Raw genomic sequence first — 11,828 nt, 5'->3', positions numbered from 1 at the left:
CCGCGATGCTCGAGGTCGAGACCGAGACGGGCGCGGCGCGGCGCGGCGCCGACGGACGGCGCCGCATCAAGCGGAAGACCGTGAACACGATCGTCTGGTTCGTCGTGCTGCTCGCGCTCACCGCGATCGTGCTGTACCCGCTGGTCTGGCTGGTGTTCGCGACCTTCAAGCCGTCGAGCGAGTTCGGCCAGAATCCCGGCCTGCTGCCCGAGAACCCGACCTTCGACAACTTCGTGAAGGTCGTCGAGGGCATCGCCGGCACCCCGCTCTGGCGCTTCTTCGCGAACTCGCTGTTCATCGCGGTGATGGCCGTGATCGGCACGCTCGCGTCGTCGGCGATGGCGGCCTACGCCTTCGCGCGGATCAAGTTCCGCGGGGTGGGCATCCTGTTCGCGGCGATGATCGGAACGCTGCTGCTGCCGTTCCACGTGATCATCATCCCGCAGTACATCATGTTCAATAAGCTCGAGCTGGTCGACACGTACTGGCCGCTGATCCTGCCGAAGTTCCTCGCGACCGAGGCGTTCTTCGTCTTCCTCATCGTGCAGTTCATCCGCAACATCCCGCGCGATATGGACGAGGCGGCGCGCATCGACGGGGCCGGACACATCCGCATCTTCTTCTCGATCATGCTGCCGCTCATCAAGCCGGCCCTCATCACGAGCGCCATCTTCACGTTCATCTGGACGTGGAACGACTTCCTCGGCCCGCTGCTGTACATCAACACCCCCGAGGAGTACCCGCTGCCGATCGCGCTGCGGCTGTACAACGATCAGACCTCGACGTCCGACTACGGGGCCACCGTCGCGGTGTCGTTCCTCGCGCTGCTGCCGATCCTCATCTTCTTCATCGTGTTCCAGCGCTTCCTGGTCGACGGCGTCGCCACCCAGGGACTGAAGGGCTGAGCGGATGCCGCAGCCGAGCGATCGCGCCGCGCGCCGGGCCGACCGGTCGGGCATGGGTCCGGTGCGCTCGGACGCGCCGCCGGCCCGCTTCCCCGGGGCGACGAGCGCCTTCGGGCTGCTCGGCGAGGTGCTGCTCGTCGGCGTGCTCGTCACGCTCGTCTCGCTGCCGCTCCTGACGCTGCCCGCCGCGCTCGCGGCCGGGGTGCGCCACCTCGGCCGGTTCCTCCGGGCCGAAGGCTCCGGCCTCGGCACGTTCTGGGGCGACCTGCGTCGTGCGCTGCCCGGCGGGCTCGTCGTGGGCGCGGCATCCGTCGGGGCAGCCGCCGTGCTGATGCTCGACCTCGTGCTCGCGGCGACCGGGTCGCTGCCCGGCGGGGGCGCGATCGCGGTCGTCGGCTGGCTCGGACTGGCGATCGTGGCGACGGCGCTGGCGACGGCCGCGGGGCGCTGGTCGCCCGAGACCGGCTGGCCGGCCGCCGTCCGGGGCGTGCCGGCGGCCTGGCGCTCGGACCCCGCCGGCGCCGCCTACCTGCTCTCCGCCGCCGGGTTCGCGGGCGTCGTCACCTGGCAGCTCGTCCCGCTCATCGTCCCCGCGCTCGGCTGCGTCACGCTCGCGATCTTCGCCGTGCCCGAACGACCGTCCCGCCGACAGGAGACCCAGTGACCACCGCCACCCGCGACGACGTGCTGCGCCGCCCGCTCCCGGCCTGGGCGAAGGAGGCGACCCTCGGCATCTTCGTGCACTGGGGCGCCTACTCGGTACCCGCCTGGGCCGAGCCGACTGGTGCGCTCGGCACGGTCCCCGACGACCAGTGGTACCGGCACAACGCCTACGCCGAGTGGTACGCGAACACCATCCGGCTCGAGGGCTCACCGGCCGCCGAGCACCACGCGCGCACGTACGGCGACCGGCCCTACGACGCGTTCCTCGACGACTGGCGCGCCGAGTCGTTCGACCCGGCCGACTGGGCGCGCCTGTTCGCCGCCGTGGGCGCCGACTACGTCGTGCCCACCACGAAGCACCACGACGGCATCGCCCTCTGGGATGCGCCGGGTGCGGGCGACCGGACGACCGTGGCGCGCGGCCCCCGCCGCGACCTCGTCGGCGATCTCGCGGCGGCCGTTCGGGCGGAGGGCGTGCGGTTCGGCGTCTACTACTCCGGCGGGCTCGACTGGGGCTTCCGCGAGCAGCCGCCCGTCGCGTCGACCGAGGAGATGCTCGGCGCGCGTCCCGTCGACGAGGCATACGCCGCCTACGCCTGGCGGCAGGTCGCCGACCTCGTCGACCGGTACGCGCCGTCGGTGCTCTGGAACGACATCGACTGGCCCGACGCCGGCAAGGCGGACGGCCCGTTCTCGATCTCCGCGCTGCTCGAGCGCTACCGCTCGCGGGTGCCGGACGGCATCGTCAACGACCGCTGGGGTGCGCCCGTCGGCGACTACGCCACGAGCGAGTACGCGCACGACACCGACAACGAGACGGGCGACGGCTGGGAGCACTGCCGGGGCCTCGGCTACTCGTTCGGCCACAACCGCGTCGAGGACGCCTCGCTCACCATGACCCCCGACGAGCTCGCCCGGCTCTACGCCGACGTCGTCTCCCGCGGCGGCCGGCTGCTGCTGAACGTCGGGCCCGAGGCATCCGGTCGCATTCCCGACGTGCAGCGACGCACCCTCGAGGGGGTCGCCGACTGGATGTCCCGCGTGAAGCCGCTGACCGCGGACCGCGCGCGGCTGCGTCCCGACGAGGTTCGGCTCGCGAACCCCGACGCCTGGTGGCGCGGCTGGGTGTCGGGCGATCGGATCGTCGTCGTCACCGACGACGCGGACGGGCTCGGCGCCGAAGCGGTGGATGGGCGCGCGGTCGAGGTCATCGGCCTGCCCGGCTGACCGCTGCGCACCGCGGTGCCGCCGGCGCCGAGCGCCGCCCGGGCGCACGGCGCCGTCGCTCAGACGCCGCCCAGGATGAGCCGCGTCATGCGGCGCTGCCAGTCGGCATCCCGCCACATCGGATGATGCGGCGCCGCGTTCGAGCAGGTGACGACTCCCCAGACGCCGTGATCGAGCGCGACGCGGATCCCGTGCTCGGCGAGCGCGCGGCCGACCGGTCCCTCCTCGAATGAACCGTTGCGCGGCGTGTAGCCCACCCAGCCCTCGCCGACGACGGCGGGCACGCCGCGCCATCTCGCCCATTCGGCGACGGCGACGACCCTTGACTCGATCTCGCGCAGCATGACCTCGCGATGCTCGCCGTAGTGGTCGTACAGCCAGGCGTCCCAGGCGTCGGCGTCGATCCAGTCGTACCCGTAGATCATCTGGTCGGTCACCACGGTGGCCTCGAGCTTCCAGGCGGCGGGCCGGCCGTACTCGGCGACCGAGGGCGCCCCGTCCTGCAGGAGCGCACGGAGCTGTTCGTTCGGGAACCCGGCCGTGCCCTCCGACCGGATGTCGATGCGCCGCTGCAGGGCGTCGAGGACGCCGTAGCTGTACACATGGAACTGCGCGACGCCGAGGGAGGACGAGAGGCCGTGCATCGCGAGGTGCGGCGGCTTGCCGTAGCTGGCGGTGATCAGCTGCTCCGGATGCCGCTCCCGGAGCCAGGCGATGGCCTCCTCGCCGCCCTCCTGAACGGTGGGGAGGATGGAGAAGTCGACCTCGTTGTGCAGCTCGGTGAAGGCGATCGTCTGGGCGAGGCCTTCGGCGGCGATGTCGGTGAGGAGCCGGTCGAAGGCCGCGGCGAGCACCGCGAACCGCTCGCCGAGCGGGATGGCGTCGATGGCGCGGAACCACCGGTCGTCGGCGGCGAACGCCGGCGACTGCTGGTACTCCCAGCTCGCGAGGATGACGACCACGCCGTGCCGACGTGCGGCCTCGAGCAGCTCGAACAGACGACTGCGGACATCGATGCGGTAGCCGCCCGGCGCGTCGTACCAGCGGGTGCGCTGCCCGTAGTAGCCGCCGCCTGGAGCGCTGCCGAGCCCTTCGACGGTCAGGTCGCGCGCGAGCGCGTCGAGCCCGAGCCCGCCGGCGACGAGCAGCGGCGCGGCGCAGATCCGGATCGCGTTGTACCCGCGGTCGACGGTCTCCGCCATGGCACCGTCGAGGTCCGCGTAGGGCTCCCCGGCGCCGGCGCGCGTGTACCAGGAGAAGTCCCACAGGCAGATCGCGAGGCGCCCGGGCAGGTGCGCCGGCACCGCACCGGTGGGGGTGCCGTCGGCCGGGATGTCGACGGCCGGCGTGCCGAGGTAGCGTTCGGCGCTCATGCGGCTGCCGCCTGCCCCGAGCGCCGGTCGGCTGCCGCCCGACGAAGCCGCTCGGCCTCGGCGAGCCGGCGTTCGGCCGTGTCGACGCGGAAGAGCAATAGCTCGGGAAGCGACGTGGCGAAGTAGTCGACCCGGTCGGCGGCGGCTTCGAGGGCCGCGGCTCGCTGTTCCAGCGAGGTCCAGATCTCCTCGGCGCCCGCGAGGTCGCCGAGCCGCAGGCGAGCCGCACCGACCCAGGCGTCGGCCTCGGACACGATGTGCTCGCCAGCGGCGAGCGGACCGCCGATGCGGGCGCCGCGCCGCCAGGCGAGTTCGGCGCCGGCGCGGTCGCCGAGCCGGTCGCGGGCGTCGCCGAGCAGGACGAACCGCTCCGCGACGACGGTGGCCGGATGCCGCCCCTCGCCCAGCTGTTCGGGCACGTGGGTGCCGCGCTCGAGCAGGTCGGCGGCCGCCGCCGCGTCGCCCGCGGCGAGGAGCTCGCGCGCGACGGCGCAGCTCGCGCGGTCCCACACGGCGATGACGCGGCCCTCGCCGCCCTCGAAGGGCTGGAACCGACGGGATGTGAGGAAGTCGAGCGCCTCGGCCGGGCGAGCGTCGTCGACGAGGAGCCCGGCCCAGACGACGGCGAGGTCGTCGCGGACGAGCGCGCCGGGTCCGGCCGCCTCGATGGCCGAGATCCGGTCGGCGACGCTCGCGCCGCTGAGCGCGGCCAACTGGTCGCGTTCGAAGACCAGGCGGGCATCGCCCGGGCTGAGCTCCAGGGCGCGCCGGTACCGGCGGTCGGCCTCGTCGAGGGCGCCGCCCGTGTTCACGACGGCGACGGCGGCGTTCCGCCAGACGACGGGGTCGTCGATTCCCGCGGCCAGCGCCGCGTCGAGCGCGCGGAGCGCATCGTCGGTGCGGCCGGCGTCGAGCAGCCAGCAGCCGAGATAGCCGTTCGCGCGCGCATCGCCGGGATCGTCCGCGAGCGCCGCTTCGAGGACGGCGAGGTCGTCGAGCCCGGACGGGAACGCCCAGCGCGGGTCGGCGGTCCGCGCGCGATGAAGGGCCTCGGCGGCCGCCTGGGCGTCGCCCGTCGCCCGATGGAACGACGCGGACGCGTAGCCGGCGAGCGGCGCCGGGTTGCCGAACGCCGTGGCGGGGGCCGCCTCCGCGCGGCGCGCGAGCTCTGCCGCGAGCGGGGTCGCACCCATGCGATGCAGCTCGTGCGCCATGGTCACGAGCGTACGCGCGTCGATCGGGTCGAGCTCACCGGCGAGCGCCGCCAGCAGCGGATCGAGCGGGTCGAGCGCGCGCGCCGCGGCGAGCTCCGCGTCGGCTGCCGCGGCCGTCGCCCCGCCGACGGCGTGGGCCGCGACGACCCGAGCGGCGATCGCCTGCGGGCTCGCGGGAGACGCCGCCGCGGCGGCATCCGCGAACTCCAGCGCACGACGCGCGTCGCCCAGCCGGAGCGCCGTGCGCGAGCGCCCGAGCGCGGCCGGCAGGGCGAGCGCGCCGTCCCACGACGCTTTGCCGAACGCGTCCGCCGCCTCCTCGAGGCGTCCGAGGCGTTCGAGCACGAGCCCCCGCAGCAGATGGACGTCGCCGCGTTCGGGGTTGAGGTTCCGCCGCGTGAGGCGCTCGACGGCGAGATCGAGGTGCTCCAGCGCCTCACCGAGCAGGCCGCGGTCGTACGCGAGGCGCGCGAGCGCGAGCCGGGCCCGCGAATCGCCCGGGTCGCGGCGCAGCGCCTCGCGGAAGTACGGCTCGGCCGCGCGGGTGGGGTGGCGATACTGCACGAGGTGGATGCCGGTGAGGACGAGCTCGTCCGACGCGGCGATGTCCGCGGGGGCCGGCGGCTCGGTCGCGACCCAAGGCTCGGCGGCGTCCGCGCGGTGGGCGCGCCACTCGACGAGCGTTCGCCCGCCTGCGCTCGCCCGGACGACGAGTTCGTCGCGGTGCGCCGGGGCTGCGAGGTCCAGGTCGGCGGTGAAGGGGCGGCCGGGGGCGACGCGGTGGGTCCACTCGGCGAGGGTCGCGCCGTCGCGCGCGACCTCGATGCGGACGGATTCGAACTCGGCCGTCGTCGCGACGCCCACGCGCGTTTGCGACCCGTGGACCTCGAGTGAGACGGCGGCCTCGAGGGTCGCCTGCACCGCCGGGCCGATCTCCTGGATGGGGTACCAGTACTGGCTGAAGCGGCGCGTCTCGCCCGGCTGCAGCCAGCTGAAGTCGGGCTGGTTGTCGGTGAACACCCCGGCCATGAGCTCCACGTAGGGGCCGTCGGCATCGGTCAGGTGCCGGTCCCAGGCCCGGCCGACCTCGCCGTCGCCCCACGTCCACTGCTTCTTTCCGGGTGCCACCGCGCGGTCGGCCCAGTGCACGAACCCGGCACCGGCGTCGTGGTCGTAGCCGCCGAAGAAGTCGTCGGCGGTGTCGGTGATCATGTACGACGTCGGGACGGGGATGTTGGAGTAGAGGTCGATGCGGTCGGCGTCGGGCCGCTCGCTCGCGAGGGCGGGATAGTCGACGCCGTAGTACGGGCGGTCGGCGCGAGGGAACGCGGTGATCGCGCGCCGCGCGTGGTCGGCGACGTACCGCACGTCGGTCGGGAAGAACGACTGGTAGCGCTCGTGCGAGCGTGCGGCGACGTTCGACCACCAGAGGAACGTCTGCGGGACCTCGGTGCGGTTGACGAGGCGGACGTCGAGCTCGATGACGGCGCGGTCGCCGCGGAGCCGGATGCCGTGCGACGCCCGCATGCGCTGGAGCTGGTCGAGGTCGCTGTGCCAGACGGTGACGGAGCCGTCGGCGTCGCGCTCGATCGCGGTCTCGACGGGCAGGTAGGTCGCCGGGCGGTGGTGCTGGGGCCAGTTGAACTCGACCCCGCCCGAGATCCACGGGCCGGCGAGGCCGACCAGCGCGGGCTTGATCACGTTGTTGCGGTAGAAGAAATCGTACCCGCGCGTCTTGTCGAAGCCGATGTGGATCCGGCCGCCGAGCTCGGGCAGCAGGACCAGCCGGATCCAGCGGTTCTCCAGGTGGATGGCGCGCCAGGTGCGGCGCGTGCGCTCCGGCAGGATCCGGTCTGTGAACGGGATCGGGTAGACGCGGCCGCTGGAGCCCTGATACACCCGCCGGTCGAGGAAGAGGGGGTAGCGGTCGGGCTCCGCGGGCTCGTACGTGTCGATCTCGAGCGGCGCCTCCCAGCAGGCGACGCCGCCCGCCTCGAGGACACGGCGCTGGTCGGCCGGGGCATCCGGCAGCTCGATGGGGTGGTTCTCGGTGCTCACGCGTCCACGGTAGGTCGGAGCATCCGTGCGCGACATGGCCGATCCTCGGCGACGCATGGACGAATCGACGCCGTGTGATGATGGTCGCATGGAACGTCGCGACGGCTTCGAGAACCAGCGTCTGTGCGTGGTGCCGAGGCCGGCCGTCGCCGAGGCGCTCGCCCGGCCGGTGACCCGCCGGCTCGTGGTCACCGACGCGGGCTGGTTCCCCGAGGCATCCGGCCATCTGCGCGTACGCGCAGGGGGAGCGGACGAGGCCATCGTCATCGTGTGCCTGGCCGGGGCCGGCTGGGTGGACCTTGACGGCGGTCGCGTGCGGGTGAGCCCGTCGACGGCGGTCCTCATCCCCCAGGGGATCCCTCACTCCTACGGTGCCGACGACACCGAGCCCTGGACGATCTGGTGGTGCCACCTGCGCGGCAGCGATCTCGCCGACCTCTGGACGTCGGTGGGCGCCGCCGCCGACCGCCCCCTCGTGTCGCTCCGCGCGCTCGACCGCGTCACGGTGCTCCTCGACGAGATCGTCTCCGCGCTCGAACGCGACCAGTCGCCCGCGCGCCTGCTCGCCACCGCCGGCATCGCCTGGCGCCTGATGACGCAGCTCGCCGTCGACCGGAAGCTCCCGGAGCAGGGAGAGCCGCTCGAGCGGGCGATGCGGTACCTGGAGGAGCGCGTCGACGGCAACATCCGGGTCTCCGACCTCGCCCGACTGGTCGGCGTCTCCACCTCGCACCTCGGCGCGCTCTTCCGGGACGCCACCGGCGGCGGGGTGCTGGCCTACCACACCGCGCTCAAGATGGCGCGGGCCCGGCGCCTGCTCGACACCACGTCGATGCACGTCTCGGAGATCGGGCGCGACGTCGGCTACAGCGACCCGTTCTACTTCTCCAGGCAGTTCAGCCGGATGCACGGCGTCAGCCCGAGCGACTACCGGCTCCAGCGGAAGGGATGACGCCGCCGCGAGCGACGACGCCTCCCGGACGGCCGGGGACGAGCCGGCTCAGCCCTTGGTCGCCCCGGCGGTGAGGTCGGCCTTCCAGAAGCGCTGCAGCGACACCATCAGCACGACGAGCAGGATCACCGAGACCGCCGACCCGGTCACCACCAGGGTGGTGAAGGCGGGGTCGCGCTGGATCTGCGAGTTCCACAGCGTCAGGCCGAGGGTGATCGGGAACCGCTTCGGGTCGTTCAGCATGACGAGCGGCAGCAGGTAGTTGTTCCAGATCGTCACGAATTGGAACAGGAAGATCGTCACGATCGCGGGCGTCATCATGCGCGACGCGATCGACGAGAAGATGCGCAGGTCGCCCGCACCGTCGATGCGGGCGGCCTCGACCACCTCGTCGGGCACAGAGGAGTTCGCGTGGATACGCGCCAGGTACACGCCGAACGGGCTCACCATCGAGGGCAGCAGCACGCTCCAGTAGGAGCCGGTGAGCCCGATGGAGTTCAGCAGGAAGTACAGCGGCAGCGCGATCACCGTGGCCGGCACGAGCACGCCGCCGAGGATGGTCCAGAACAGCGCCTCCTTGCCGCGGAAGGAGTACTTCGCGAACGCGTAGCCCGCCGCCGTGGAGATCACCGTGGCGATCAGTGCGCCGCCGCCGGAGTAGACGACCGAGTTCACGATCCAGATGGAGAACGCGCCGCCGTCCTGCGTGAAGAGCGAGACGAGGTTCTCCCACGCCTGCGGGGCGTCGGAGAACCACAGGCCGAAGGTGCCGTAGAGGTCCCCGGTCGACTTCGTCGCCGCGATCACGACCCACACGATGGGCAGGAGGAAGTACACGGCCGCGACGACGAGCGCCGCGTTCACGAGGACGGCGCCGGCGATGCCGCCGGGTCGGCCGACCGGCCGCGGGGCGCGGGCTGCAGTGCGCCGGGCGCGGCGCCCTGCGGAGGCCGCGTCGGAGGTCACGATCGCGCGAGTGGGGGCTTCGGTGGTCACCATGCGCGGTTCCCCTTCCGGTTGACGATCCGCAGGAACAGCGCGGAGAAGGCGAACGCGAGCACGGCCACGATCACGGCCATGGCGGCCGCGAGGTTCGGGTTGCCCTGCGCGAACGCCTGGTTGTAGGCGGCGAGGTTCGGCGTGTAGTCGGAGCTGATCGCGGTCGTCAGCGGGCGCAGGACGAGCGGCTCGACGAACAGCTGGAGGGTGCCGATGATGGTGAACAGGGTGATGAGCACGATCGAGGGCCGGATCAGCGGCAGCTTGATGTGCCAGATCATGCGCCATTCCCCGGCGCCGTCGAGCCGGGCGGCCTCGTACAGCTCCGACGGGATCGCGTCGAGGGCGGCGATGAGGATGAGCATGTTGTACCCAGCGAAGCCCCAGAGTGCGATGTTCGCGATCGCGAACAGCACCGCGTCGCTCGACAGCGGGTTCAGGTCGATGCCGACGTTTCCGAGCAGCTGCAGCACCGGGCTGGTGGCGGGGATGTAGAGGAATCCCCAGAGGAGCGAGGCGATCACGCCGGGCACGCCGTACGGCATGAAGTAGGTGACGCGGAAGAACCGCGGGAAGCGCGCGGCGGCGGCGCCGAGCAGCAGGGAGAGTCCGAGCGCGGTGACGACCATGAGCGGCACCTCGATGGCGGAGAACAGCACCAGCCGGCCGAGGCTCGCGATGAACGACGGGTTCGACAGCGCGGCCGCGTAGTTGTCGAAGAGGACGAACTCGCGGGTCGGAGCCCCGAGCCCGAGGCCGCTGGACTTCTGGGAGAACAGACTGTCGACGATCGCGAACGCGATCGGCGCGAGGAAGAACGCGGCGAACATGACGAGGAACGGCACGAGCAGCACCCAGAGGGCGGCGGGCTGGCGCCGGCGGCGGCGGGTGAGGGGGGCGGCGGTAGTGGCCGACACGGTGACTCCTCGGGTGCGGGGGAGCGGATGCCTCGGCATCCGAGCGGTGCGGATCGGGTGGAGCACGGGGCGGGCCGGAGACCGGCCCGCCCCGCAGGGACTACTCGGCGACCGAGATGCCCTTGTCCTCGAGCGCGGCGGTGAAGTCCGCCTGCGTCTGGGTGAACGCCTCGGTGAGCGGCGTCCCTGCCTCCACGGCGGCCTTCACGTTGTCGGTGAGGTCGGCGAACAGGGTCTGCGACAGCGGCGGCCAGGTCCACGTCGACGCGACGGCGGCGTCGGACTCGGCGAAGACGTCCCAGATGTTCTGCCCGCCGTAGAAGGCGAAGACCTCGGGGTCGTCCTGCAGGGCCTCGATCGAGTCGAGGTCCTTGATCGCAGGCCAGCCGGCGCCGACGCTCGTGAGGATCGAGACCGACTCGGGGTCGCTGTTCAGCCACAGGGCGAACTCGGCCGCCTCAGCCGGGTGGTCGGTGCCCTTCAGCACGACGCTCGCCGAGCCGCCGGCCCAGGTTGCCGACACGTTCTCGCCGTCGCTCCACTGCGGCATCGGCGCGGCCGCCCAGGCGCCCGCGGTGTCCGGGGCGGTGCCGCGGACGATGGCGTCGGCCCACGAGCCGGAGATCCAGCTGACGATGTTGCCGTTCTGGAGGTCGGCGTTCCATTCGCTCGACATGTCGGCCTCGAGTTTCACGAGGTCCTCGTCGATGAGTTTCTGCCAGAACTCGGCCACCTTGAGCGTGTTCTCGTCGTCGATGGCGACCTTCCAGGCGTCGTCCTCGGGCGTGAACCACTCGCCGCCGCCCTGCTGGGACAGGCCGATGAGCCAGGGCGCCTGGTTGAACGCGAACGCCGCGATGTACCGGTTCGGGTCGGAGGCGCGGATGACCTTGGCGGCCTCGTAGTACTCCTCCCACGTCGTCGGGGCCGCGAGGCCGAGGGAATCGAAGATGTCCTTGCGGTAGAACTGCCCGAGCGGGCCGGACGCCTGCGGCACGGCGTAGACGGAGTCGTTGAAGACGCCGGTCTGCCACTGCCACTCGGTGAAGAGGTCGGCGGAGTCGCCGACGTAGTCGGTGATGTCTTCGACGGCGTCGTTCACGAGGACTCGGGGATGGCGTCGTAGCCCACCTGGGCGACGTCGGCCGGGTTGCCGGCCTGCACGGCGGAGAACATCTTCGCGTAGCCGCCGTCGGGGCCGGCCGTGATGGTCTCGAGGGTGACGTGGATGTCGTCGTGCGCCTCGTTGAACGCATCGACGGCCTGGTCGATGTTCGGGACCCAGGACTGGAAGGTGAGCTCGACCGGCTCGTCGGACGATCCGCCGTCCCCGGCGGCGCACGAGGCGAGGGCGAGGGTGGCGACGAGGGCGCCGGCGACCGCGACTGCGGCACGTCGGCGAGTGCGCTGCGACATGGATGCTCCTTTGCAATGGGAATGCGTGCGGGATGCGACGCTACGTGCGGCCGCGACCCGGGCCCATGGCCGATCCAGTCGGATCCCTGGAGATTTCGACGGTC

Annotated in this window: 10 protein-coding genes; 4 read left to right on the top strand and 6 right to left on the bottom strand. The window is 72.3% G+C overall.

The window, feature by feature from the left end; all coding sequences use genetic code 11:
• Positions 1 to 5: 5 nt before the first annotated feature.
• From ABIQ69_RS12915 to ABIQ69_RS12905, 3 genes are read left to right on the top strand one after another with little or no spacing between them, the layout of a single operon-like run.
• Positions 6 to 905, top strand: a complete 900-nt coding sequence (locus ABIQ69_RS12915) for a carbohydrate ABC transporter permease (RefSeq protein WP_350350020.1) — start codon at positions 6 to 8, stop codon at positions 903 to 905.
• 4 nt (positions 906 to 909) lie between these two features.
• Positions 910 to 1,569: a hypothetical protein gene (locus ABIQ69_RS12910; RefSeq protein ID WP_350347526.1), complete on the top strand. Its 660-nt coding sequence runs from the start codon at positions 910 to 912 to the stop codon at positions 1,567 to 1,569.
• Entirely contained in the window at positions 1,566 to 2,795 is a 1,230-nt protein-coding gene (locus ABIQ69_RS12905; RefSeq protein WP_350347525.1) for an alpha-L-fucosidase, read from the top strand. The genes ABIQ69_RS12910 and ABIQ69_RS12905 overlap by 4 nt, the downstream gene beginning before the upstream one ends.
• A gap of 59 nt (positions 2,796 to 2,854) precedes the next feature.
• Here ABIQ69_RS12905 and ABIQ69_RS12900 read toward each other — a convergent pair whose 3' ends face one another.
• Positions 2,855 to 4,168 (bottom strand): cellulase-like family protein, encoded by a 1,314-nt coding sequence (locus ABIQ69_RS12900; protein ID WP_350347524.1) that lies wholly within the window; start codon positions 4,166 to 4,168, stop codon positions 2,855 to 2,857.
• Positions 4,165 to 7,440 carry a DUF5107 domain-containing protein gene (locus ABIQ69_RS12895; protein ID WP_350347523.1) on the bottom strand — a complete coding sequence of 1,092 codons (3,276 nt, stop codon included), beginning with the start codon at positions 7,438 to 7,440 and terminating at the stop codon, positions 4,165 to 4,167. The genes ABIQ69_RS12900 and ABIQ69_RS12895 overlap by 4 nt, the downstream gene beginning before the upstream one ends.
• Positions 7,441 to 7,528: 88 nt before the next feature.
• Between ABIQ69_RS12895 and ABIQ69_RS12890 the strand changes: the two genes are divergently transcribed.
• Positions 7,529 to 8,392: an AraC family transcriptional regulator gene (locus ABIQ69_RS12890; protein ID WP_350347522.1), complete on the top strand. Its 864-nt coding sequence runs from the start codon at positions 7,529 to 7,531 to the stop codon at positions 8,390 to 8,392.
• A gap of 48 nt (positions 8,393 to 8,440) precedes the next feature.
• Here the strand turns inward: ABIQ69_RS12890 and ABIQ69_RS12885 are convergent, their stop codons facing one another.
• The 4 genes from ABIQ69_RS12885 to ABIQ69_RS12870 all read right to left on the bottom strand — a co-directional run bounded on the left by ABIQ69_RS12885 (position 8,441) and on the right by ABIQ69_RS12870 (position 11,724).
• Entirely contained in the window at positions 8,441 to 9,391 is a 951-nt protein-coding gene (locus tag ABIQ69_RS12885) for a carbohydrate ABC transporter permease (RefSeq protein WP_350347521.1), read from the bottom strand.
• Positions 9,385 to 10,308, bottom strand: coding sequence for a sugar ABC transporter permease (locus ABIQ69_RS12880; RefSeq protein WP_350347520.1), 924 nt, complete (start codon positions 10,306 to 10,308; stop codon positions 9,385 to 9,387). The genes ABIQ69_RS12885 and ABIQ69_RS12880 overlap by 7 nt, the downstream gene beginning before the upstream one ends.
• A gap of 100 nt (positions 10,309 to 10,408) precedes the next feature.
• The gene (locus tag ABIQ69_RS12875; protein ID WP_350347519.1) at positions 10,409 to 11,410 is read right to left on the bottom strand and encodes an extracellular solute-binding protein; all 1,002 of its coding nucleotides are present in this window, start codon (positions 11,408 to 11,410) and stop codon (positions 10,409 to 10,411) included.
• Positions 11,407 to 11,724, bottom strand: a complete 318-nt coding sequence (locus ABIQ69_RS12870) for an extracellular solute-binding protein (protein WP_350347518.1) — start codon at positions 11,722 to 11,724, stop codon at positions 11,407 to 11,409. The genes ABIQ69_RS12875 and ABIQ69_RS12870 overlap by 4 nt, the downstream gene beginning before the upstream one ends.
• Between the last annotated feature and the right edge of the window lie 104 nt (positions 11,725 to 11,828).

Source organism: Agromyces sp. G08B096 (genome assembly GCF_040267705.1).
Classification (GTDB): domain Bacteria; phylum Actinomycetota; class Actinomycetes; order Actinomycetales; family Microbacteriaceae; genus Agromyces.
This window is presented reverse-complemented; position numbering and strand designations above follow the sequence as displayed.